Annotated in this window: 27 protein-coding genes; 14 read left to right on the top strand and 13 right to left on the bottom strand. The window is 59.2% G+C overall.

Going from position 1 to position 22,761, the window contains the following annotated elements:
* Nucleotides 1-17: 17 nt before the first annotated feature.
* From ACR0IP_RS18210 to ACR0IP_RS18200, 3 genes are read left to right on the top strand one after another with little or no spacing between them, the layout of a single operon-like run.
* On the top strand, nt 18-854 hold the full coding sequence (locus ACR0IP_RS18210) for a DMT family transporter (RefSeq protein ID WP_480527081.1): 837 nt from the start codon (nt 18-20) through the stop codon (nt 852-854).
* Between the two features lie 44 nt (nt 855-898).
* On the top strand, nt 899-1,672 hold the full coding sequence (locus ACR0IP_RS18205; protein WP_480527079.1) for an alpha/beta fold hydrolase: 774 nt from the start codon (nt 899-901) through the stop codon (nt 1,670-1,672).
* On the top strand, nt 1,669-2,820 hold the full coding sequence (locus ACR0IP_RS18200; RefSeq protein ID WP_480527077.1) for an alpha-D-ribose 1-methylphosphonate 5-triphosphate diphosphatase: 1,152 nt from the start codon (nt 1,669-1,671) through the stop codon (nt 2,818-2,820). Before ACR0IP_RS18205 ends, ACR0IP_RS18200 begins: the two co-directional genes overlap by 4 nt.
* 66 nt (nt 2,821-2,886) lie before the next feature.
* On the opposite strand, the gene ACR0IP_RS18195 is transcribed toward ACR0IP_RS18200, so the two are convergent.
* From ACR0IP_RS18195 to ACR0IP_RS18185, 3 genes are all read right to left on the bottom strand, one after another.
* The gene (locus tag ACR0IP_RS18195) at nt 2,887-3,954 is read right to left on the bottom strand and encodes a 5-(carboxyamino)imidazole ribonucleotide synthase (protein ID WP_480527075.1); all 1,068 of its coding nucleotides are present in this window, start codon (nt 3,952-3,954) and stop codon (nt 2,887-2,889) included.
* Entirely contained in the window at nt 3,947-4,435 is a 489-nt protein-coding gene (purE, locus tag ACR0IP_RS18190) for a 5-(carboxyamino)imidazole ribonucleotide mutase (protein ID WP_480527073.1), read from the bottom strand. The genes ACR0IP_RS18195 and purE overlap by 8 nt, the downstream gene beginning before the upstream one ends.
* Nucleotides 4,436-4,500: 65 nt before the next feature.
* The gene (locus ACR0IP_RS18185; RefSeq protein ID WP_480527071.1) at nt 4,501-4,725 is read right to left on the bottom strand and encodes a YdcH family protein; all 225 of its coding nucleotides are present in this window, start codon (nt 4,723-4,725) and stop codon (nt 4,501-4,503) included.
* Nucleotides 4,726-4,888: 163 nt separating this feature from the next.
* On the opposite strand from ACR0IP_RS18185, the gene ACR0IP_RS18180 reads away from it, so the two are divergent.
* From ACR0IP_RS18180 to ACR0IP_RS18165, 4 genes are all read left to right on the top strand, one after another.
* On the top strand, nt 4,889-5,302 hold the full coding sequence (locus ACR0IP_RS18180; RefSeq protein ID WP_170374660.1) for an Hsp20 family protein: 414 nt from the start codon (nt 4,889-4,891) through the stop codon (nt 5,300-5,302).
* A gap of 5 nt (nt 5,303-5,307) precedes the next feature.
* On the top strand, nt 5,308-5,532 hold the full coding sequence (locus ACR0IP_RS18175; protein ID WP_170374662.1) for a DUF1150 family protein: 225 nt from the start codon (nt 5,308-5,310) through the stop codon (nt 5,530-5,532).
* A 109-nt stretch (nt 5,533-5,641) separates the two neighbouring features.
* Nucleotides 5,642-6,529 carry a PhzF family phenazine biosynthesis protein gene (locus ACR0IP_RS18170; RefSeq protein ID WP_480527069.1) on the top strand — a complete coding sequence of 296 codons (888 nt, stop codon included), beginning with the start codon at nt 5,642-5,644 and terminating at the stop codon, nt 6,527-6,529.
* Nucleotides 6,526-7,398 (top strand): hypothetical protein, encoded by an 873-nt coding sequence (locus ACR0IP_RS18165; RefSeq protein ID WP_480527067.1) that lies wholly within the window; start codon nt 6,526-6,528, stop codon nt 7,396-7,398. The genes ACR0IP_RS18170 and ACR0IP_RS18165 overlap by 4 nt, the downstream gene beginning before the upstream one ends.
* On the opposite strand, the gene ACR0IP_RS18160 is transcribed toward ACR0IP_RS18165, so the two are convergent.
* From ACR0IP_RS18160 to trxB, 4 genes are all read right to left on the bottom strand, one after another.
* The gene (locus ACR0IP_RS18160) at nt 7,395-8,234 is read right to left on the bottom strand and encodes a hypothetical protein (RefSeq protein ID WP_480527066.1); all 840 of its coding nucleotides are present in this window, start codon (nt 8,232-8,234) and stop codon (nt 7,395-7,397) included. The genes ACR0IP_RS18165 and ACR0IP_RS18160 overlap by 4 nt on opposite strands.
* Nucleotides 8,235-8,371: 137 nt before the next feature.
* Entirely contained in the window at nt 8,372-10,090 is a 1,719-nt protein-coding gene (locus ACR0IP_RS18155; RefSeq protein ID WP_480527064.1) for a bifunctional sulfate adenylyltransferase/adenylylsulfate kinase, read from the bottom strand.
* Nucleotides 10,091-10,316: 226 nt separating this feature from the next.
* Nucleotides 10,317-11,987, bottom strand: coding sequence for an adenylate/guanylate cyclase domain-containing protein (locus tag ACR0IP_RS18150; protein WP_480527063.1), 1,671 nt, complete (start codon nt 11,985-11,987; stop codon nt 10,317-10,319).
* A 78-nt stretch (nt 11,988-12,065) separates the two neighbouring features.
* A complete protein-coding gene (gene trxB / locus ACR0IP_RS18145; protein ID WP_170689257.1) occupies nt 12,066-13,007 on the bottom strand; it encodes a thioredoxin-disulfide reductase in 942 nt (313 codons plus the stop codon).
* A gap of 225 nt (nt 13,008-13,232) precedes the next feature.
* Here trxB and ACR0IP_RS18140 point away from each other — a divergent pair, with 225 nt between their 5' ends.
* On the top strand, nt 13,233-13,733 hold the full coding sequence (locus ACR0IP_RS18140; protein WP_170374674.1) for an Lrp/AsnC family transcriptional regulator: 501 nt from the start codon (nt 13,233-13,235) through the stop codon (nt 13,731-13,733).
* A 117-nt stretch (nt 13,734-13,850) separates the two neighbouring features.
* Here the strand turns inward: ACR0IP_RS18140 and ACR0IP_RS18135 are convergent, their stop codons facing one another.
* The 5 genes from ACR0IP_RS18135 to lgt form a co-directional block, all read right to left on the bottom strand.
* Nucleotides 13,851-14,633: a Hint domain-containing protein gene (locus ACR0IP_RS18135; RefSeq protein ID WP_170637468.1), complete on the bottom strand. Its 783-nt coding sequence runs from the start codon at nt 14,631-14,633 to the stop codon at nt 13,851-13,853.
* 325 nt (nt 14,634-14,958) lie between these two features.
* Nucleotides 14,959-15,087, bottom strand: a complete 129-nt coding sequence (locus ACR0IP_RS18130) for a hypothetical protein (RefSeq protein WP_256439789.1) — start codon at nt 15,085-15,087, stop codon at nt 14,959-14,961.
* Nucleotides 15,088-15,360: 273 nt separating this feature from the next.
* Nucleotides 15,361-16,119 carry a peptidoglycan editing factor PgeF gene (pgeF, locus tag ACR0IP_RS18125; RefSeq protein ID WP_170689258.1) on the bottom strand — a complete coding sequence of 253 codons (759 nt, stop codon included), beginning with the start codon at nt 16,117-16,119 and terminating at the stop codon, nt 15,361-15,363.
* On the bottom strand, nt 16,116-17,183 hold the full coding sequence (locus ACR0IP_RS18120) for a class I SAM-dependent methyltransferase (protein WP_480527061.1): 1,068 nt from the start codon (nt 17,181-17,183) through the stop codon (nt 16,116-16,118). Before ACR0IP_RS18120 ends, pgeF begins: the two co-directional genes overlap by 4 nt.
* Nucleotides 17,180-18,067, bottom strand: a complete 888-nt coding sequence (lgt, locus tag ACR0IP_RS18115; protein ID WP_480527060.1) for a prolipoprotein diacylglyceryl transferase — start codon at nt 18,065-18,067, stop codon at nt 17,180-17,182. The genes ACR0IP_RS18120 and lgt overlap by 4 nt, the downstream gene beginning before the upstream one ends.
* Nucleotides 18,068-18,164: 97 nt before the next feature.
* Between lgt and ACR0IP_RS18110 the strand changes: the two genes are divergently transcribed.
* The 5 genes from ACR0IP_RS18110 to ACR0IP_RS18090 all read left to right on the top strand — a co-directional run bounded on the left by ACR0IP_RS18110 (nt 18,165) and on the right by ACR0IP_RS18090 (nt 21,359).
* Nucleotides 18,165-18,413: an accessory factor UbiK family protein gene (locus ACR0IP_RS18110; protein ID WP_480527058.1), complete on the top strand. Its 249-nt coding sequence runs from the start codon at nt 18,165-18,167 to the stop codon at nt 18,411-18,413.
* 310 nt (nt 18,414-18,723) lie between these two features.
* Nucleotides 18,724-19,224 (top strand): type III secretion system chaperone family protein, encoded by a 501-nt coding sequence (locus ACR0IP_RS18105; RefSeq protein WP_480527057.1) that lies wholly within the window; start codon nt 18,724-18,726, stop codon nt 19,222-19,224.
* A 38-nt stretch (nt 19,225-19,262) separates the two neighbouring features.
* Nucleotides 19,263-20,078, top strand: a complete 816-nt coding sequence (proC, locus tag ACR0IP_RS18100; protein WP_170374687.1) for a pyrroline-5-carboxylate reductase — start codon at nt 19,263-19,265, stop codon at nt 20,076-20,078.
* On the top strand, nt 20,071-20,409 hold the full coding sequence (locus tag ACR0IP_RS18095; protein WP_170662207.1) for a tRNA-binding protein: 339 nt from the start codon (nt 20,071-20,073) through the stop codon (nt 20,407-20,409). Before proC ends, ACR0IP_RS18095 begins: the two co-directional genes overlap by 8 nt.
* On the top strand, nt 20,409-21,359 hold the full coding sequence (locus tag ACR0IP_RS18090; RefSeq protein ID WP_170662205.1) for a 2-hydroxyacid dehydrogenase: 951 nt from the start codon (nt 20,409-20,411) through the stop codon (nt 21,357-21,359). Before ACR0IP_RS18095 ends, ACR0IP_RS18090 begins: the two co-directional genes overlap by 1 nt.
* Here ACR0IP_RS18090 and ACR0IP_RS18085 read toward each other — a convergent pair.
* Nucleotides 21,356-21,934 (bottom strand): thymidine kinase, encoded by a 579-nt coding sequence (locus ACR0IP_RS18085; protein WP_170374693.1) that lies wholly within the window; start codon nt 21,932-21,934, stop codon nt 21,356-21,358. The genes ACR0IP_RS18090 and ACR0IP_RS18085 overlap by 4 nt on opposite strands.
* A 358-nt stretch (nt 21,935-22,292) precedes the next feature.
* On the opposite strand from ACR0IP_RS18085, the gene ACR0IP_RS18080 reads away from it, so the two are divergent.
* The gene (locus tag ACR0IP_RS18080) at nt 22,293-22,754 is read left to right on the top strand and encodes a hypothetical protein (RefSeq protein WP_170374695.1); all 462 of its coding nucleotides are present in this window, start codon (nt 22,293-22,295) and stop codon (nt 22,752-22,754) included.
* The last annotated feature ends 7 nt before the right edge of the window (nt 22,755-22,761 follow it).

Raw genomic sequence — 22,761 nt, 5'->3', positions numbered from 1 at the left:
CGCGCTATGCGGGATTCATGAGACTTTTTCTTCTGACCTCCCTGACCATGTGCGCCTTTGCGGCCAATTCGATTCTGAACCGGCTGGCGATTGAGAGCGGGGCGAGTGATCCTGCGGGGTTCGCCGTTTTCCGTGTTCTTGCGGGGGCGGTGGTTCTGGCCGTGTTGGTTCTTTTGAAAGGCGGGGTTCTGCCGCTTCTCTCACCACGTCGGATCATCGGGGCGGGTTCACTGTCTCTCTATATGATTGGCTTTTCTGTGGCATACCTGACGTTGGACGCCGGGTTGGGTGCGTTGATCCTGTTCGGTGTCGTTCAGATCACCATGTTCGCAGTCGGTGCTATGACCGGAGCGGCCCCGACGGTGCGCCAATTGGCAGGCGCAGCGGTCGCGCTGGGCGGGTTGGCCTATGTGCTTTGGCCATCGGGGACCGTTCAGGTGGACGCCTTGATGGCTGCTCTGATGGTCGCGGCGGGGGTTGGTTGGGCTGCTTATTCCTTGGCCGGACGGTCCGAACCGAACGCTTTGGAGGGCACGGCGGCCAATTTCGTTGTCGCCTTACCCGTCACGGCTATGGCCTTGCTGGTGACAGGTGGTACTTGCCAGATGACCGGATTTGGCTATTTTCTGGCGGCTCTGTCCGGGGGCGTGACGTCGGGCCTTGGCTACGCGCTTTGGTATCGCGTGTTGCCGCAGCTTGCCCCTTCGGTCGCTGCGGTCGTACAGCTCAGCGTCCCTGTCATCGCAATCGTTGCCGGAATTTTGCTGTTGGGTGAGGTGGCAAGCATGCGCTTGATCATCGGCGCGGCACTGGTTTTGGGCGGGATCGCGCTGGCAGTACAGCGCAGAACCTGAGGTCACATCTTTCCCCGAACCGAAATAGGCCTTATCTGGCGGGTATGAGAGTTCTGCTTGCCATAATTTTTCTCCTTCTCCCGGCTGCGGCCCAGGCGAAATGCGTGATCCTGCTGCATGGGCTGGCTCGGACCGAGGCGTCCTTTTCGGTGATGGAGCAATTGTTCGAGGTGCATGGCTATACGGTCATTCGCCCGGGTTACCCGTCGACCGATCTGGGCATCCCGGAACTGGCCGAGCAAACTCTGCCCGATGCGTTCGCCAAATGCGGGGACGACACCGCGAATGTCGTGGCGCATTCCATGGGGGGTATCCTGTTGCGCTATTGGCTGCAGGATCACGAACCAGAGAATTTGGGTCGCGTCGTCATGCTTGGGCCGCCCAATCAAGGCAGCCAGTTGGTGGATGAATTGGGTGCGTGGGAGGTGTTCGGCTACCTCAATGGTCCAGCAGGGCTGCAGTTGGGCACGGGCCCCGAGGGTATCCCGCGCCAATTGCCCCCGGTTGAGTTCGAGCTTGGGGTGATCGCGGGTGAAAACTCTCTGAACCCGGTCTTTTCGTCGATGATTGATGGGCCAGACGATGGCAAAGTGTCGATCCGCACGACCCGAGTTGAAGGTATGGCGGATCATATCGTTCTGCCTGTGACGCATACTTTTATGATGAACAATCCCCGCGTCATGGCCCAGGCGCTGCACTTCATCGAATTTGGACAGTTCGACCCGCAAATCACTTGGCTTGATGGGGTGATGGACGTCATTGACGAGATCTGTATCGGGCAGGATTGCTCGGAGCCGGACTCGGAGCGCACGGAATGACGGCATTGGAACTGACGTTGACCGGAGCAGAGGTTCTGCTGCCGGAGGCTGGGTTGTCGCGCGCCGATTTGTCAATTGCCGAAGGGGTCGTACAGGGCGACCGGACCGGGCGACACGTTGATCTGTCAGGCTATTTGGTTCTGCCCGGCATAATCGACCTGCATGGGGACGGGTTCGAACGTCATATTGCCCCGCGCCGTGGTGCCATGAAGCAGATGAACGAAGGTATCCTGTCGGTCGAGGCCGAGCTTGCCGCCAATGGGATCACCACCGGCGTTCTGGCCCAGTTCTACAGCTGGGAAGGCGGGGTGCGTGGGCCGGATTTTGCCTCGCAGGTGTTCAAGGCGATTGCCGATGTCAAGGACAGCACCGTCACGGATCTGATCCCGCAATTGCGGTTCGAGACGCATATGCTGGACGACTATAACGAGCTGGCCGAAAAGGTTGCGGATTGGCAGGTGCCTTATGTCGTCTTCAACGACCACCTGCCGCATGACCGCCTGGCCGAAGGGCGAAAACCTCCGCGTCTGACGGGGCAGGCCCTGAAAGCGGGGCGCAACCCCGATGTGCATTTTGAGATGCTGCTATCCATGCATGCCCGCAGCGATGAAGTCCCCGCCGCACTTGACGCGCTTTGCGCTGACTTGACCCAAAGCGGCGTGCGCTTGGGCAGCCATGATGATGCCACGCCTGAGACCCGCGCAGGATGGCGCAAACGCGGTGTTTCGATCGCTGAATTCCCCGAAACCCTCGCTGCAGCCGAAGCCGCACGCGCGGCCGGAGATCACATCATCCTGGGCTCACCTAACGTGGTGCGCGGAGGCTCCCATAAGGGCAACGCCAGCGCGCTGGACCTGATCGCGATGGGGCTGTGTGACGCTCTGGCCTCAGACTACCACTATCCCAGCCCGCGCCGCGCCGCGTTTATGTTGGCAAAAAGCGGGTTGCTGGATTTTGCGGCGGCCTGGACGCTTGTCTCGTCCGGCCCCGCGCGGTTTCTCGACCTGAAAGATCGTGGAACATTGATGCCGGGTCAACGCGCCGATATCGTCATTCTGGATGCAAAAACTCACCGCGTCGCCGCCACCTTTGCGGGCGGCCGTGTCAGCCACATGTCCGGTGACATCGCGGCCAGATTTTTCTCCTGACCGCCTCACCTTCTTCTGTTCAAAAATACCTCCGCCGGAGGCATCGCGTAGACTGCGCGATTTCCCTCAGCGAGCGATGCGGTTGAAGTGACCCATCTTCCGACCGGGCCTGGCCTCGGCCTTGCCGTACAGGTGCAAGGCGACGTCCCGCTCCTGCGCCAGGTCCGGCACGCGGTCCATATCGTCGCCGATCAGGTTCTCCATCACCACGTCCGAGTGTCGCTGCCCGTCTCCCAAAGGCCACCCGACCACGGCGCGGATATGCTGCTCGAACTGGTCGACGGCGCAGCCATTCTGCGTCCAGTGGCCCGAGTTATGCACCCGAGGCGCGATTTCGTTTACGATCAGGCCCGCGGGTGTGACGAACAGCTCAACCCCCATCACGCCCACATAGTCCAGAGCATTCAGGATGTTGGCCGCGAGCAGAACTGCATCCGTGCGCTGCGCCGGGCGCAGGCGGGCAGGGACCGTTGTGGTGTGCAGGATGCCGTCGCGGTGGACATTCTCACCGGGGTCAAAGCAAGCGACCTGGCCATCAAGCCCGCGGGCCGCGATGATCGAGACCTCGTGTGAGAAGTCCACAAACCCCTCAAGGATCGCGGGCGCGCCCGCCATATCGGCCAGAGCAGCCTCGGCATCCTCAGGCGCGCGCAGGCGGGCCTGACCTTTGCCGTCATAGCCGAACCGGCGGGTCTTCAGGATCGCGGGTGTGCCGATTTCCTCAATAGCCGTATTCAGGCTTGCCAGATCGGTGACGTCCGCAAAAGGCGCGGTGTTGAGGCCCAGACCTTGCAGGAAATTTTTCTCAGTCAGCCGGTCCTGACTGACCCGCAGAGCCTCGCGTCCCGGACGGATTGGGCGGTGGGCTTCCAGCAGGTCCAGCGCCTCGGTTGGGATGTTCTCGAACTCGTAGGTGATGACATCGACCGAGTCGGCGAAGGCGCGCAGCGCGTCGGCGTCGTCATACGGCGCGGTTGTCACGCGGTCGGCGACTTGCGCCGCAGGCGGGTTCGCGCCCGGCTCAAATATATGCGTCACAAACCCCAAGCGGGAGGCAGCGACCGACAGCATCCGGCCCAATTGGCCTCCGCCCAGGATTCCGATCCGGGCACCGGGTTGCAGAGCGTCACTCATCGACAGGCTCCTCCGGAATCGAGGCCGACAGAGCCTCACGCCACGCGTCCAACCGTTCGGCCAGAGCGCTGTCCTGCAAGGCCAGAATACCAGCCGCCATCAGGCCCGCATTGGCCCCACCGGCCGCGCCGATTGCCATGGTCGCCACAGGAAATCCTTTCGGCATCTGAACGATCGAATACAGTGAGTCGACGCCCGACAACGCCCGCGTCTGAATCGGAACGCCGATCACGGGCACGCGGGTTTTCGACGCCATCATGCCGGGCAAATGTGCAGCCCCGCCAGCGCCCGCGATGATCACATGCAAACCGCGCGACGCAGCGGTCTTGCCGTAATCCCATAGACGGTCAGGGGTGCGGTGGGCCGAAACGATGCGTTTTTCATACGCGATGCCCAATTCATCCAAGATATTGGCGGCTTCTTTCATCGTGGGCCAATCCGATTGGCTGCCCATGATGATCCCCACTTTCACATCGCTCATCCGCTTGCGTCCCTGCCGTTCGAAAGAGCGCGCACTATAGCCAAATCCGCATGCGTGGCAATGCGTCAGGCGATGATGTCGGGGGTCAGGCGATCCTCGATCAGGCGGATGATGTCTTTCAGCCGCAGTTTCTGTTTTTTCAACCGTTTGATCGTCAACTGATCCGATGTGCCGGTGGCCTGCAACGCCTCGATCGCCTCATCAAGATCGCGGTGCTGACGACGAAAAACCTCCAACTCAACCCGTAGAACTTCATCGGTTTTCATGGACATGTCAGTGGGCGCGTTCATTGGCGACTCGGGCTTGTTGTGGTGCGTCCCCAACAAGATAGTGTGCAAGACGTTATCACGCCAGACCTTGTGGACATCCCGGTTTCTTCCCATATTCTACCTTGTGCGGTTGCCAGAACGGGGCCGCCCAATACGTCGCTTTGACATAAAAGGACGAGAACACGTGTCAAAACTTACCTTGGGCTCATACCCGCATCTGTTGGGGTTCGAGCAATTGGAACGCCTTCTGGAACGGTCTGCAAAGGCTGGCAATGAAGGATATCCGCCCTACAACATCGAACAGACCTCGGACTATTCCTACCGCATCACTCTGGCGGTGGCCGGGTTCGCGGAAGAGGATCTGTCGATCACCATCGAGGATCGCCAACTGGTGATCCGAGGCCGTCAGCGCGACGATAGCGAGGGGCGCATCTTTCTGCATCGCGGCATCGCGGCGCGTCAATTCCAGCGCATGTTCGTGCTGGCCGACGGTGTCGAGGTGGGCGAGGCGATAATGGAGAACGGTCTGCTGCATGTGGATCTGACCCGCGCCGTGCCGGAAACCGTGGTGCAGACAATCAACATACGGAAGGGGTAAGAGCAATGAACACACCGATTGAAATCAACACCGAAGGCGACCGTATCGTGTATGTCAAAACGGTTGAGGTTGCCGATCTGCCCAGCGATCTGCGCGATCAGGCGGGTGATCTGGATCAGCTGTACGCCGTTCATGACTCAGACGGGCAGCAACTGGCGCTTGTCGCCGACCGCAAGCTGGCCTTTGTATTGGCCCGCGAGCATGATCTGTCGCCGGTGGCCGTTCACTGAACGGCTCCATTAACACGCGTTTGCGCGTGACATTCCGCCCGACACCAGCGAAACATGCACAAACTCCGGATTGTATCCGGGATGACATGTGCATGTAAGGAAACGCCGGATGAGCTGGTTCGATTTTGACTGGGTGGATGCCTTTACCGACAAAGCCTTTGGTGGAAATGGCTGCGTCGTAGTCCATGGCGCGGCCCATCTGTCGGATGAGGTCTGCATGGCCTATGTGCGCGAAACCTCTCTGGTAGAGTGCACTTTTACCGGCCCGTCGGATGTTGCCGATATCCGGGTGCGGTATTTTCTGGCTAGCCGTGAAATCCCCTTTGCCGGTCATCCGACCATCGCAACGGTCGCGGCACTTCGGTCGCGCGGTCTGGTTGAGGGTGACTCTCTGACATTGGAAACCGGGGCAGGCCTAGTCGCCATTCGTCTGAACGGTGATGAGATCGAGATGACGCAGGTTGCGCCGGAATTTGGAGCACATGTTCCCGCCGATCTGGTTGCCAGTGCGATATCGTTGCCCGAGGACGCGATTATTTCTCCTCCGCGATTTGTCTCTACCGGGTTGCCGTTCTGTATCACCGTGCTGCGGGATCACGACGCCTTGCGCGCGGCGCGGCTGGCCGAAGGTCCTTTGCGCGAGGTGGCAGCAAAAGCGGGATTTTCTGGTTCCGATATGGCCGAGCCGTTTTTGGTCACCTTGCAGGGGGCGACGACACAAGGGGATACGTTCTCACGCCTGCTGCTGGCACCGCCCAGCCCACCCGAGGACCCTTTTACAGGTTCTGCGACGGGCGCGATGGCGGCCTATCTTTGGAAATACGGGCTTATGGAGAAAGACCAATTCATCGCTGAACAGGGTCACGACATGGGGCGTCCGGGGCAAGCAACGGTGACGCGTGTCGGTCCGAGCGATGCCATGACCGGGATCAAGGTGGCGGGGCAAGGCTATGTTCTGATGCGCGGACAGGTCGACTTGCCTGAGGCGGATCAATGACCGAAGCGATTGCTGTTTTACCCTACGGCCACCGTCTGGGCCCGAAACTGGCCGAGGTGCCTCTGTCCGAGCTGATCTGGCACGAGGGCTGCCCGGATCGTTTGCTGGGCAAAACAGTTGGCGACCTCGCGCCGACGGATCATCTTATCATGTATCCCAATTCAACGGTTCACTGGCGGTTGCGGCGGGGCACGAAAGCGCGGATTTCACTGGTGATGGGCGAGCCGTCGGCCATCCACGCCAAACATGACCGACAGCTGCGCCTGACGTGGCGGCGGTTCTTTAGGGTGTTCACCTTTCACGACGTTCTACTGGAAAACCTGCCCAATGCTGTGTTTCTGCCCTATGGCGTGACCATGGTGCCGGACTGGCAGGAGCTACAGGCTGAGAAGGTCAAATCCTGTTCGCTGATCGCCTCGGCCAAGCGGGACCTCGTGGGCCACCAGCTACGCCATGACGTCATAGATTGGGTCCGCGAAACCGGGGCAGATGTTGATATCATGGGGCGCGGATACACGCCTTTTGAACAGAAATCGGATGGTCTGGCCCCTTACCGCTATTCGGTCGTAATCGAGAATGTTCGAGAGCGGAATTACTTCTCGGAGAAACTGATCGACTCGATCCTGTGCGCGACGGTCCCGATTTACTGGGGTTGCCCGAATATCGGGGATTTCATGGAGACTTCTGGGATGATCCTCTGCGAGACACAGGCAGATATACAGCAAGCGATTCAGTCTGCATCCGAAGAAGACTATGCGCAGCGTCTGCCCCATCTGAAGGCGACTCAGGACGCAGCTGCAGATTACGGTCAGTTCGAAGAACGCGCCGTGCGCGCTCTGCGGCATGAGCTATCGGGCGCGTCCGGTTAAAACCCCATCCAAGCCATCGGTGCGATTGGGTTGTCTTGTGGGTCAATCCCGTGACGCGCGCATAGCGTGCTGAGAAACGATCCCCGCACCGGCAGGCCCGCAGTCTGTTGGGCCATGAATTTCTTCTGATGCCCAAAGACATGCACGGAATGTACCCCGTCTCGTTCAATAGTGGATGGGGGCAGATAGGGGTCGTGCAGCTTCCAAAGCGCCTCATTCGCCAGCGGGTAGAACGTATCGGCGGACATTGCGTGGATGTCCTCTCCGGTCTCACGCAGAAAATGCCCCAGCGCCTTCGGGCCGGAGCATCCCCAGGGCAGCGCCTCGATCCCCCAGGTTTCACCCTCATCGATACGCTGCTCGTTGCGTCTGCGCAGCTTGGCCCCGCGCCAGGGTTGGGTCGGGTTGGCCGAGGCGACAAATGCCAGCATCTGCGCAAGCGTTTGGGACTCTTGCGGCAGACGGAGCACCCCATTGGGAAACTTGCCGGATTGAGAGGGGGCGAAGACAAAAGGGGACGCAAAATCGAAAGGCTTCAGACAGAGCGCATCCAGATCCACCCAGATGAAATCTGTGCGTTCCAGCAACCTCAGCCTGAAAATGTCCGAAAACACCGCAACGCCCAGCCGATCTTCGGGCCGTAGATCAAAAGGGGCGGGCCACAGTATCTCGGACGCATGCCGCAGGTCGACGCCATTTGGGATGTTCGCGATGTCGTGGGCCGCATAGAGGGTGAAGGAATGACCATGGTCCAGATAGGATTGAATGCACAGCGCCTCGAGCCAGCTGAGATCGGAGCCAAACCAGAAGCTGGCGATTTGAGGAAGGGGGTGCATCGTGGATTGACTGTGGCGAACTTGACTGGGTTGACTGCATCAAGGCCACGCATCTTTGTCAATCTCGGTCCTTGGTTCGCACGAAAAACGGCCCCCGGTGACCTGAGGCCGTTTCCAATCTGGTTTAGCTCAACCGCTTAGTTTGCAGCGATCAGGCCCATGCTCTCGAGCTTCAGCAGAACCTGATGAGCGCAGTTGTCGACCTCGACATTCTCCGTCTCGACGCTCAGTTCAGGGTTCTGGGGCACGTCGTAAGGGTCTGAGATGCCGGTGAACTCTTTGATCTTGCCTTCGCGCGCCAGCTTATACAGGCCCTTGCGGTCGCGGCGTTCGCATTCCTCGATGCTGGTGGCCACGTGAACCTCGCAGAAGGCACCGAACTGTTCGATCTCCTCGCGCACGGCCCGACGGGTGGCGGCATAGGGCGCAATCGGCGCACAAATGGCGATACCGCCGTTTTTGGTGATCTCGGAGGCCACGTAACCAATGCGGCGGATGTTCAGATCGCGGTGTTCCTTCGAGAAGCCCAACTCGGACGACAGGTTCTTACGCACGATGTCGCCATCCAGCAGCGTCACGGGGCGGCCGCCCATTTCCATCAGCTTAACCATAAGCGCGTTGGCGATGGTGGATTTGCCCGAGCCCGAGAAGCCAGTGAAGAACACTGTAAAGCCCTGCTGGCTGCGCGGCGGTTTGGTTTTGCGCAGTTCGGCCACGACCTCGGGGAAGCTAAACCATTCGGGGATTTCCAAACCTTCGGCCAAACGGCGGCGCAGTTCGGTTCCCGAGATGTTCAGGATGGTGACATCGTCCTTGTCGAGAATCTCGTCATTCGGCTCGTACTGGGCGCGTTCCTGCACATAGACCATATGCTTGAAGTCGACCATCTCAACGCCGATTTCATCTTGGTATTTGCGGAACAGATCCTGCGCGTCATAGGGGCCGTAAAAATCTTCACCTTGGCTGTTCTTGCCGGGGCCAGCGTGGTCGCGGCCAACAATGAAGTGGGTGCAGCCGTGGTTGGCGCGGATCAGGCCATGCCAAACGGCCTCACGCGGGCCAGCCATGCGCATCGCCAGGTTAATCAGCGACATCGAGGTGGTCGAGGCCGGGTACTTGTCCAGCACCGCCTCATAGCAGCGCACGCGGGTAAAGTGGTCCACGTCGCCCGGTTTGGTCATGCCGACAACCGGGTGGATCAACAGGTTGGCCTGCGCTTCCTTCGCGGCACGGAAGGTCAGTTCCTGGTGGGCGCGGTGCAGCGGGTTGCGAGTTTGGAACGCAACGATCCGGCGCCAGCCCAGTTTGCGGAAATAGGCGCGCAGCTCGTTCGGCGTGTCGCGGCGGCCACGGAAATCATAGTGGACGGGTTGCTGAATGCCGACAACGGGACCGCCCAGATAAACCTTGCCTGCCACGTTATGCAGGTAGTTGACGGCCGGGTGCGCATCGTCATCCGCGCCAAAGACCTTCTCGGCCTCGCGCGATTTGTCAGGGGTCCAGCGGTCGGTCACGGTCATGGTGCCGAGGATCACGCCCTCTTGGTCTCGTAGGGCAATGTCTTGGCCCAGTTCGATGCTTTCGGCGAATTCTTCGCTGACATCCAGCGTGATCGGCATCGGCCACAGCGTGCCGTCAGCCAGACGCATGTTCTCGACCACATTGTTGTAGTCGGCTTCGCTCAGAAACCCTTTCAGCGGGTTGAAGCCGCCATTCATCAGCAGTTCCAGATCGCAAATCTGGCGCGGAGACAGGTCATGGCTGGTCAGATCCGCTGCCTCAACCTTCAGCTTCTGGGCCGAGTCATAAGATACGTAGAGTTCGGGAATGGGGGCGAGGTTGCTTAACATTGTCATCGGAATTCTCTTGTCGATGTGATGATGCGCCAGTGTGATCTTGGCATTTGAAACGGCATGTGCCCCGCCACTGAGTCAGAGTCCACAGGGTCAGATAAAACTAAGGAGGATATGAGCGGTTTTTCTTGTGATTGGAAGAATTTTCCAATTCGGTGGAAAACGGGCGATCAAAGTTCCGGTAATCTAGCGCAAATGTGCCACAGTAAGTATGCGTGTTCCTGTTGTCTTAGGCCTTTTCAAGTTCCGAGGCGCGGGGCACAGGCAGGGCTGGAACGGGCTCGGACACGCCGCGCAGCTTGAAGTTTTGGATGCGGTCGTCCGAGATGTCCATCTCGGCGGCCTGTAGCAGCTCGGCCGACACCAGAAGCTCAACCCCCAGCGGCTTTGTTTCGGCCTCAAGACGGCTGGCGACATTCACGGCGTCCCCGATGATGGTTTGCGCGGCATGGCCGGCCGCGCCAATTTCCCCAAGCACCAGATCGCCCAGATGCAGCCCCATGCCGATGCGGATATGCGGGCTATCTTCGGATGATAGCTGTCGGTTGAACTGTTCCAGCGCATGGCTGATCTCAATCGCGGCTTTCAGACCGGCGCGGGCGGATTGCCGGGGGTCGGGTTTGTCAAAAACCGCCAGCAGCCCATCCCCCATGTATTTGTCGACGACCCCGCCCTGAGAGGTGATCGAAGGCACAATCGCATCAAAGAACCTGTTCAGAAGGAAGACGATATCATAGGGCAGTTGCCCTGCTGTGCGGGCGGTAAAGCCGCGCATGTCCAGAAACAGCACGGCCAACTGACGTTCCTGCCCCTGACTTGCATGAGCCCGGTCGTGCTTGCCGTCGGGGCGAAAAACACGAAAGACCTTTACCGGCTCGGTCGGGCGCATCTGACAGGCCAGACGGGTCTGGGCCGAGGCCCCAACGGCGGCCAGGCTGCGGGCTTCGATCTCGCTGGGCGGGGGCAGGTGATCTCCGCCATCTTCGACGATCACGCGGCAGGTGGTGCAGCGGCCCTTGCCGCCACATAGGGCGGCATGCGGAATTCCGTTGGCCTGAGACATCTCAAGCAGCGTCATGCCCTTCTCGGCAAAAACCTCGGGGCCTCGGGCGTAGGTCACCTGAACAGAGTGCCGACGACGCCACAGCTTGCGGCCAAGATAGAAGGCCGCCGTTGCACCGAGCGCGGCCCAAAACCCCATCATTGCGTTGTCTTCGACGCGGAACATGGCCTCAAAGGCCTCGGCCGAGGGCCAGTTATAGTGTTCGATATACTGTTCGCGCAGGAAGTCATCGGCAAAATCGGCCCAGATCCGGCGCCCTTCGGTCAGCACACCGGCCAGGGCGAAACAGGGGACAAAGACTGCAATACCGATCAGGTAGGGCAGGGTCCTGCCCCACCACCGGGTCAACCGCAGCCACATGTGCAACCCGATGCAGCCATGTACCCACACGATCAGCAACAGCAGGCTTTGCATCCAAATCGCAGAGCTTGGCCACATCAGAATGATGATATAGCCCATTTCGTCATTCACATCGTAGATCTCATGCGCGTAGCGCGTGTGAATGATATGGACGATCAGCTGGATCGGGATCAGCAGCCCCAGCACGATTTGCAGGGCCGAGCTGAACGGCATGCGCAAGGTCCGTCGTTGTATGATCGACGTTAGCGCAAGGCCCGAATGCACGATCAGCGCAAGGTAGAGAAGCGCGCTCATGGCGTCGTGGCGGGTGACGGCCTTTCGACCGTCTTGCATGCCATGCAGATAATCGGTGTGAAACAGGCCGAGGCCGATGTTCAGAAAATGGAATAAGGCAAAGACAAAAAGGACCAGCCCGCTGCCGATCCTAAGCCGGGTTGACCACCCGCCACGCCAAAGAGCGTTGTCCGTTGTGACCACGCGCGACCCTCATGTTTTGCACCAGTGTGAGGCCGCGCGGGGATAGGGTCAAGCCGGTGTGACCTGACCCTGTGGCCCTTAGTCCTGTTCGGCCAGAAAGCGTTCGGCATCCAGGGCAGCCATACAGCCCATGCCTGCGCTGGTGACGGCCTGACGGTAGATGTGATCTGTCAGGTCACCGGCTGCGAAAACACCCGGAACCGAGGTCTCGGTTGATCCTGGCTTGGTTACGACATAGCCGCCCATATGGGTTTCCAGCGTGTCCTTGACCAACTCATTGGCCGGGGCATGGCCGATGGCGACAAAAACGCCCTTGCACGGGATTTCAGAGATTTCGCCCGTTTTCACGTTCTTGACGCGCACGCCTTCGACGCCCAAGGGCGCATCGGTCCCGATGACCTCGTCCAGTTCGTGGAACCAGAGCGGTTCGATCTTTTCATTCTTCATCAGGCGATCCTGCAGGATCTTTTCCGCCCGTAACTCGTCGCGGCGGTGGATCAGGGTCACCTTGCTGGCGAAATTGGTCAGGAACAGCGCTTCTTCCACGGCGGTATTGCCGCCGCCGATTACAACGATCTCTTGCCCGCGGTAGAAGAACCCGTCGCAGGTCGCACAGGCCGAGACGCCGAAGCCTTTGAATTTCTCTTCCGACGGCACGCCAAGCCATTTGGCCCGCGCACCGGTCGCCAGAATGACCGCATCGGCAGTGTAAACCGTGCCGCTATCCCCTTTTGCGGTGAAGGGACGTTTCGAGACATCCAGATCGTTGATGATGTCGCCGATGACCTCACAGCCCATCGCCTTGGCGTGGTCCTGCATGCGGACCATTAGATCGGGGCCTTGTACCTCAGTATCGCCGGGCCAGTTTTCGACCTCGGTGGTGGTCGTCAGCTGGCCGCCGGGCTCGATCCCTTGCACCAGAATGGGTTCCAGCATCGCGCGGCTTGCATAAACCCCGGCTGTATAGCCTGCGGGTCCCGACCCGATGATCAGAACCTTGGTGTGTCGTGTGTCGGCCATGGTACCCCCGCTCGAACTGCCTGATTTGGGCCTTTTGCCCGTCGCAAGGATATAGCGATGGGCGGGCAGGGCTTAAAGCCCCTTCATGAAGGGAACCTGATATGCCTTGTCGGTATGGCCCTGCGCAAATGAGCGATCTGAAAACAAAGAAAATTGCGCAGCTACGAAACATTATTGCGCGTGGGCTGGGTGCTGATATAAGAACCGAAAAATCAGGAGCGTTTTATGGTCACGACCCGGCTGGATGAAATTGATCGCAAGATTCTGGCGGAATTGCAGGCGGACGGTCGCATGACCAATGTAGAACTGGCCAAAAGGGTCGGTATCTCGGCCCCTCCGTGCTTGCGCCGTGTGCGCACTTTGGAGGAATCGGGCTATATCACCGGCTACCACGCCGAAGTGAACGCCCGCGAGCTTGGGTTTGAGGTTCAAGTCTTTGCGATGGTTGGATTGGACAGCCAGGCGGAGTCGGAGCTCAGCGCGTTCGAGGAGCAGTGCAGACTATGGCCGCTGGTCCGTGAGTGTCACATGCTGAACGGCGAGGTCGACTTCATCCTGAAATGCGTCGCGCCCGACCTCAGCAGTTTTCAGCAGTTCCTGACCGGCGAACTGCTGACCACGCCAAACGTGGCCAGCGTCAAGACATCGCTTGTTATCCGCGGCGCAAAAGACGAGCCAGGCGTCCCGTTCGATGTATTGGAAGACCGAATGAACCGCTCGGCGTAAACCACATCCGTCGTGTTTCTGTTGGGCAGGGCGGCAGCATAGCCACCACCGCCAGGGTCAAAGCCCATCCTATCAAAATCTGCATAAAGCCCCCACTCTGCAGTACTCTTTAACAATTCACGCCGATATCGCGTCGATCTCTCCGTCTCCGGCGCGCGGCATAAGCAACGGGCCAAAATCGTTCAGCGATTCGATATGCGCGAACAGGTTCAGATAGATCGACCGTAACGAATGGCTGATCATGCGAACCGCATTAGCACCTGGATGATAGGTTTCAAAGGGCAAGCCGTCTACACGGATGACCGAGTGTTTTTTCAGGCAAATGTGAAACAATTCTACTGGAGTTGGAGGCATTGTTTCCACAACACCCATTCCGTCCTGAAATTCGGCCACAGGCGCCAGAATCGGTGACCCGCCATGCAGGTGCCGCAAATGGGCTGGCGTGCCAAGCAGACGCGCGGCTGGTCCTGCGATCACACCGGACATCGGTTTTTGCATGCCAAACGTATCAGCCATGATGCGGGTCAACGGACGGGTGCGCCCGCGCGAATCCTCGCGGCCCGGTATCAGCGTCACAGAGCCTTTCCACAAAACGGTCTCAGAGGTTCCGTCCTGCGTCAGTACCGTGTCGCCGGGCAGCAGATCCTCGATCGCCATGGGCCCCTGTTCGGTTTCCACAAGCGACCCCCGTGAGAAGGCGCAAAAGGCGTCCTCGAACATCGGCAGGGCCGGTGCGATATGCCGGGTTTGCGCAATGTCTCCGTTTTTGAGCAGGGCGCTCACTTCGTAACGGCGCAGCTGGGCTTTCTGTTTTGTAGTCGGCCGCGGAGTGTCGCGGAGCAATGCCGAGGTTTCGACAGCATTTCTGGCAGCAATGGCCAGTGATTTTGGAATAGTCATAAATATTCCGTTCCTTTTAGAACCGGATCAGACGGGGCATACCCCCATGCAGGCCCATCTGTCGGTTCGGTTCTTTGTCTTGAAATAAATGGGTAACCCTTGGGCACCGGCTATGGCCGCAGCGCACAGCGAAGCAATTTCGCATTCCATTGGTCAATCCATTGACCCCCCAGACAAACTCGTACTGCGCGGGCGAAAATGCCCGCAAACACGCTCCGAACTCAGGATGCATTTTTCTTTGCATCCCACGCACATCGGACCGGAGCACTACCCGGTGCGCGTTGACCAAATGGAACCGGCAGCTTGGTTCCGTTGGCTTTCTGTTTCAGCGTCGCGTCGCCAGACGGCGGGCAACCCTGACAGAATGGCTTGACACTCGCTTCCACGGCATGTCCAGTTTCGGGTCCTGTGCGGCCTGAATGACCGCGCTGAGAAAGCGAGATTTCTGTTTCATTTTCTGGTCCTGCTCGATCGGAGGTCTGAGCCTCATTCCGTGTGTGTAGACTTAACGTGCCGCAGGTTTGCGGCAGGGATAAGGCTTAACCGGGATCAAAAACGGACAAAAAATAAAGGTTGGCGGTTCCTCTGTTTGAGGTGCCAGCATTCATTTGTCGGCAAAGACAGATAACCTTCTGAGTACTGGCACAAAATTCACTACGATTCTGTGTCAGGTAAACACAATAAATGTGGCGGAAAGGTGGCGGTTTTGCCTTAATTGGGGCCTAATCTACAATCTGATCGCCGAAATTAACCGCCCGTAGTCCGCCTCTTTGGCGTGTGTTGTCCGGCGGTATGAATAAAAGCGATCTGGATCGGAATACGTGCAATGCCGGGTCCATTCTGCCTGCCCGACACCCGCTTGGCGCAGTTTATGCAGACCAAAGGCTGGCAAATCAAATTGCAGCCGATCCTCGGTGCCATTGGCGAAGAATCGGCTGTTCTCCGAGGACTCCGCCATGAAAGCATCCAGAAACTCGGGGCCGACCTCATAGGCCGCCTGCGAAATGGATGGCCCGATCACGGCACGCGTGTTTTCGCGCGTGGCGCCCAATGCCTCCATCGCGTCCAATGTGGCCTCCAACACGCCGTCCAAAGCGCCACGCCAGCCAGCATGGGCGGCGCCGATCACGTTCGCGTCAGGGTCGCAGAAAAGCACAGGCTGGCAGTCCGCGGTCAGAATTGTCAGAGCCAACCCGGGCGTGGCGGTCACGAGCGCATCCGCCTTGGGTTTGTCACCCGTAAGGGGCGCATCCACCGTCAGCACATCGGGCGAATGAACCTGATGAATACCAACCAGCGCCTCTAGCGTGACATCCATCGCGTCAGCAACCCGTCGGCGATTCAGGGCGACGATCTCGGTCTGATCGGATGATCCATAACCGCAGTTCAATCCCGCGAAGACGCCCGAGGATGCGCCGCCTCTACGGCTGAAAAAGCCGTGTTTTACGGGGGCCAGCATATCCGACGTGAGAATTTCCAAGGTCATGGTTCAAGTCCCGGTGGAGGCGCAGCTTGGGGCGGGTAGAGGCCCAGCACTTTGAACAGATTTCCCATTTCATCGACATGCGTCAACCGGCGATGTGCGGCCACCAGTTCATCAAGCTTGGAGCCGCCTATACCCTTGGCCAGAGCCTGTGCACGGGCGGTGATTCCCAGACGTTCCAGAAAAATACCCTGTGGTGTCAGGCAGGTATGAGCACAGCCTGCGGCCTTCGCAGCCAGCGCCAGGGGCTCAAAATCCACATGCGCGGTCAGGTCTGCTTGGCCGGGGGTTTGCAGAGGGTCCGCACGTTCATGCGCCTTTAGGGCCTGAAGCGTATCGCCAAGCGAGCGCCAGTCACCATAGTCCACGATCAGAGCAGCCCCTCCGTTCTGCGCGATTCGGCAGGCTAGGATGGTTAGAATCGGAATGGCAGGTGCGCAGAGTTCGACGAGATCCCCGTCTCGCGTATCGGACAGCCTGTTCTGCAGCGCAGTATGCGGCTCAGCGGGGCCAAGGCCAAAACTCAGCGCGCCATCGGCCTCTCCGATCAATCGTTCGCACCAAGTGGCGCCATCACGCAGGAATTGGCGGATGGGCAGGGCGTCAAAGAACTCATTTGCCACCAGAAACATCGGCAAGTCCGGCAGTTCCGCCACATCGCTGATCCACTGCGGGTTGTGATCTATCAGGGTTGCCTTTTGCACGTTGCGAAGCGTCTCGGAGGCCTCCAATAGAACAACCTTGGCCGCATCATGGAAACCGGGAACCGTGCGGGTTGCCCGTAGGATATCCGCCATCAGCGTACCGCGACCCGGTCCGAGTTCGGCCAGCGCAAACGTGGATGGCTGCCCCTGATCCATCCAGCTTTGCGCCAGTGATAGGCCGATCAACTCGCCGAACATCTGACTGATTTCAGGCGCGGTGGTGAAATCGCCCTGAGCACCAAACGGGTCGCGCGTGGAGTAATAGCCCAAAGTTGGGTGCAGCAGGCATTCGGTCATGTAATCGGCCAGCGTCATCGGGCCGTCTTGCCGGATTCGGGCGATCAGGAGTTCGTGCAGGCTCATGCCGTTCGCCGGGCGCGCAGGGCGAACCACAGGCCTAAGGTAATCATTGGTAGAGACAGGATTTGCCCCATTGTCAGGCCGTAGCCGCCGATATGCCACGCCAGTCCAAGCGGGTTGCCGGGCGAGATGAACTGCGCATCGGGCTGACGGACGAACTCGACCACGAAGCGGGATGCCCCGTAGCCTGCGAGGAAAACGCCCATGATCAGGCCGGGTTTTCGGAACGCGCCGCGCCGATATGCCAACCACAGAAGGACAGCGCCCAATAGTACACCCTCAAGCGCGGCTTCGTATAGCTGCGAGGGGTGACGGGCGCACATACCGGCCACGACACCCGGGCAGTCCTGCGCTGCGAAGCCGGGAAAGATCACGGCCCATGGCAGCTCGCTTGGTCGGCCCCAAAGCTCGGCGTTGATGAAATTGGCAAGCCGCCCCAGCAACAGGCCGGGCGGGACGGTATAGGCCACCAAATCGCCTAGCGACAGGGTCGGAATGTTGTGACGGCGACCATAGAGGTATGAGGCGACAATCACCCCCAGCAGCCCGCCGTGAAAGGCCATCCCCCCTTGCCAGACCTTCAGGATATCTGCCGGGTGCGACAAGTAGTAGGCCGGTTGATAAAACAGCACAAAGCCCAGACGCCCACCCAGAATCACACCGATGATGATCCAGGTCAGCAGATCATCCAACTGCTCAGGCTTCATGGGTGGCGTTTCATTGCGCCAAAGGGCCGGGCGCCGCAGGGCCATCACGGCCAGGCGCCAGGCAATCAGGATGCCGACAATATACGCCAGCGCGTACCACCTGAGCGCGAACTCCATCCCGAACAGTGAGATCGAGAACAGCTCGGGCGACAGATCGGGGAAATTCAGAACAGCCTGCATGTGCGTCTCATTGCCCGGGGTTTGCAGGGCAAGTCAACCTTGAGCCTGCGCCAATCCTTCCCCATATAGGATACAACCGCGATTTCGGAGAAAAGCCATGCAAACCCGCAACAAGATCCTCGACGACGTTTCCCAGCTGATGACCAACGCCATGGGTGTGGCGCAGGGCGCACGCGAAGAGGCCGAGAATGCGATGAAATCGATGATCGAACGTTGGCTGGCCGACCGCGATTTCGTTACGCGTGAAGAATTCGACGCTGTGCGCGCCATGGCCCAAAAGGCCCGCGAAGAGAACGCCGCGCTTGAGGCGCGCATCGCAGCGCTTGAGGCGAAACTGGACAAGTAACGCTGATATCCAGATTTTGAAGACAAGGTTAGCGCCGCGCAATCCAAGGCCGGATTGTGCGGTGTTGTGTATCATGCCGCCTTGCAGAAATTAATCAAGGCAAAGCTGCATAAGACGCCAATATTTTGATCGTCGTTGCCGACTGTCCACAACTTATTGCCGTTATCCCCAAGAAATGGGGTTGCCAGACACCCTCTTGCGGCGCACCATATTTGGTACAGGCCTACGGGGGAAGCCCGGCTTGTAGAGCAGGCAACTAGCGCTGGGGCGCTGCCAGCCCCGAAATGCTAGAGAGTAGTGAGGTGGCATTATGGCCCTTTCCGAGCAGTTTCTCGAAGAAGACCTTCATCCAATCGATATTGTTGAACATCTGGCCGAACATCACGACTGGGACTTTGACCGCATCGGCGACGATCAGATCGCGATGGCGGTTGAAGGGCAGTGGCGGACCTATTCGATCACGCTGGCCTGGTCCAACTATGATGAAACGCTGCGGATGGTTTGCTCGTTCGAAATGGAACCTCCATCCGAGCGTGAATCCGAATTGTATGAGTTGCTCAACAAAATGAACGATCAGTGCTGGGCAGGTGCGTTCACCTATTGGGCGAACCAAAAACTGATGGTGTATCGCTATGGTCTGGTCCTGGCAGGCGGTCAGACGGCCAGCGCTGATCAGATCGACACGATGATCACCGCCGCAGTTATGAGCGCCGAGCGGTATTACCCTGCGATCCAACTTGTCACATGGGGTAATCGCGATCCGGAAGAGGCGATGCAAGTCGCCATTGCAGAGGCCTACGGCCGAGCGTAAACCTTTGCCCTGAACCATTGAATAGGGGAGGGGCACAGATGGACATGTCGCGCGTGGCCGAGCAGGGCCTTGTGTTATTGGGTTGCGGAAAGATGGGATCCGCGATGTTGGCGGGTTGGCTGGATCACGGTCTGCCCGCCGCTTCCGTTTGGGTGATTGATCCTTACCCCTCGGACTGGCTGAAAGCGCAGGGCGTTAACATCAACACGCCACTGCCCGAATCCCCCGCAGTCGTGCTGGTGGCCGTCAAACCGCAAATGATGGGTGAGGCGCTGCCTGCGATTCAGGCCCTCGGTGGTGGTGGCAGCCTGTTCGTTTCCGTTGCAGCGGGCACCTCGATTGCAACGTTCGAAGACGTGCTGGGCGAAGGCACCCCGATTGTGAGGGCAATGCCGAACACACCGGCGGCGATCCGTCAGGGTATCACGGCGATGATCGGCAACGCACATGTGTCCGGTGACGATTTGGACCTCGCGGAAAACTTGCTGTCGTCGATAGGCGAGACCGTGCGTCTGTCGGACGAGGCTCAGATAGATGCGGTCACTGGCGTCAGCGGCTCAGGCCCAGCCTATGTGTTCCACCTGATCGAAACGCTTGCCGCCGCAGGGCAGGCGCAGGGTCTGCCGCATGAGCTGGCCATGAAACTGGCGAAATCCACAGTTGCAGGCGCCGGTGCCTTGGCAATGGCCGCCGAGGAAGACCCCGCGCAACTGCGGGTCAATGTGACGTCGCCCAATGGTACGACACAGGCCGCGCTTGAGGTTCTGATGCACGAAGCCGAAGGGTTCCCAAATCTGCTGCACCGGGCCGTTAAGGCCGCGACCGACCGTTCCAAGGAGCTGGGCCGTGAGTGAGATCTCTTTCGATGACTTCTTGAAAGTCGACATCCGCGTCGGTGAGGTCATCCGCGCCGAGCCCTATCCCGAAGCCCGCAAGCCCGCCATCAAGATGTGGATCGATTTCGGCGGTGAGATTGGTAAGCGCAAAACCTCGGCCCAGATCACCGCACATTACGACCCGTCGATGCTGATCGGTAAACAGGTGATGGCTGTGGTCAACTTCCCGCCACGCCAGATCGGAAAGTTCATGTCCGAGGTTCTGGTGCTGGGTCTGCCGGATGAAAACGGAGAGATCGTCTTGATCGGCCCGGATGGCAACGTCCCCGTTGGCGGAAGGATGCACTGATGAAACTCTGGATCACGCGCCCGATGACATCGGCGGTCGAAGCACGGGCAGCCGCTGAGTTCGATGTTGAGATTCGCCCGGCAACCACTCCGCTTTCCGAGGATGAGATGGTGAGGGCGTTGCAGGACTACGACGTGGTTGTGCCCACTCTGGGCGACCTATTCTCGGCCGAAGTCTTCGCCAAAGTGCCCGAGCCGCGCTGCAAGCTGTTGGCCAATTTCGGCGTCGGCTACAATCACATCAATGTCGAGGCCGCGCGCGCCTTAGGCATCGCGGTCACCAACACGCCCGGCGCGGTCACAGATGCGACCGCCGATATCGCCATGACCTTGCTCCTCTCGACCGCGCGGCGCGCGGGTGAGGGAGAGCGTTTGGTACGGGCTGAAAACTGGCAGGGTTGGCATCCCACGCAAATGCTAGGGCATCATGTCACCGGCAAGCGAGTCGGCATCGTCGGCATGGGCCGCATCGGCCAAGCCATCGCACGGCGCTGTCACTTTGGATTTGGCATGCAGGTTGCCTATCAGTCCCGCAGTGCCAAGCAGCTTGATTTTGAGGCCGAGTTCATCCCCGTTCTCTCGGCACTTGCGGCCTCGGTCGATTTTCTTGTTCTGGCCGTTCCGGGCGGGGCTGAGACACGCCATCTGATCAATGCCGCAGTGCTTGAGGCCATGAACCCCTCGGCCATTCTGGTCAACATCGCGCGGGGTGAAGTGGTGGATGAGACCGCTCTGATCAGCGCGCTGCAAGCAGGGCAGATCGCAGGAGCTGGGCTGGACGTCTACGAGTTCGAGCCGGCTGTGCCGCAGGCACTGCGCGAGATGCAGAACGTCACCTTGCTGCCGCATCTGGGTACCGCCACCGAAGAGGTGCGAACCGGCATGGGACATATGGCGTTGGACAATGTGGCCGCCTTTGTCGAAGGGCGCGACTTGCCAAACCCGGTCTAGTCGCCGACCGCCTCGCGCCAGTGTTTGCGGCAGAGCGAGACATAGGTCTCGTTCCCGCCAATCTGAACCTGAGCACCCTCGGTGATCGCGCGGCCATTGTCGTCCTGCCGAATCACCATCGTGGCCTTGCGTCCGCATTCGCAAATGGTGCGGACCTCGCGCATCTCATCGGCCAAGGCCAGTAAGGCTGCTGAGCCGGGGAAGAGTTTGCCCTGGAAATCTACCCTTAAGCCATAAGCCAGCACCGGGAGCTTCAGGTCATCCACGGCGCGGGCAAGTTGCCAGACCTGATCCTCGGACAGGAACTGGGCCTCATCCACGAAGACACAGGCGATCGGATTGGCCTTCTGGCGCGTTTCGATCATGGCAAAAACGTCATCGTCCGGCCGGAAGGTATCGGCTTCTTCGGAAATCCCGATACGCGAGGCGATCCGCCCCACACCAGCGCGCCCGTCCACGGCAGCGGTCATCAGATAGGTCTTCATGCCGCGCTCACGGTAATTGTGCGAGGCCTGCAGCAATACGGTCGATTTGCCCGCATTCATGGTCGAGTAGTTGAAATACAGTTTAGCCATGCGGCGGGTCTAAAGCGCCGACGCCAATCGAACAACCCATCAATCGATCAGAGGGAAGCGACGTCGCCGTTACCATTGCAGAGGCCGAGCAGATGCTCTTTGGGGATGGAACCTTGCGCATGCAACAGCGACGCCATCGGTCAACATGTGACCAAAACGGAGTGAGGCTGAACAATATTGCCTCACGATTACTCATTACCGGCACTGAACGGCCGCCACTCACTCACAAAACCCTCGCATATCTGAGGGATAGTCAATTTATGGCATTTCAATTATGACTCGGTTATGGGAAATTTCCCTATGCTTTCCCCCAAAACGGACAGAAGGGGCGGCGCGCGCAGGTAGCAAGGGTAGAACTATGGCAGATATCGGGGCCTATCTTAAGAAACACACCGAAGCCTTGGTGAAAGATGTCGGGATCGAAGCCGCGTGCGAGATCACGGGCAAATCAAAGGCAACGCTCGGCCGCTACTATTCGGACAACTCGGAACACGCGGATCGGTTCATGCCCGTCGACGCAGTGGCGCGGCTAGAGAACGCGGCCAACTATCCGCATGTTACCTCGGCGCTGGCGGACCTGAAGAACATCACCCTGTCCTACGGGGATCGCAACACGGATTCTCCGCGTACAGGTGGCGTGAACGCGGATGTCATCGCCCTGAGCCAGCGGTTTGCCATGCTGATGACCGAGTATCAGGCGGCCATCGAAGACGGGATCATCACCGTCAATGAAGCCAAGCGCCTGCTGAAGGAAACCAGCCTTTTGCAGCAGGTTCTGATTGAGATGAAACTGCATCTCGAAGAAGAAAGCGTTAGCTGACACGTTT

It is taken from the genome of Ruegeria sp. AL11 (assembly GCF_056540865.1).
This window is presented reverse-complemented; position numbering and strand designations above follow the sequence as displayed.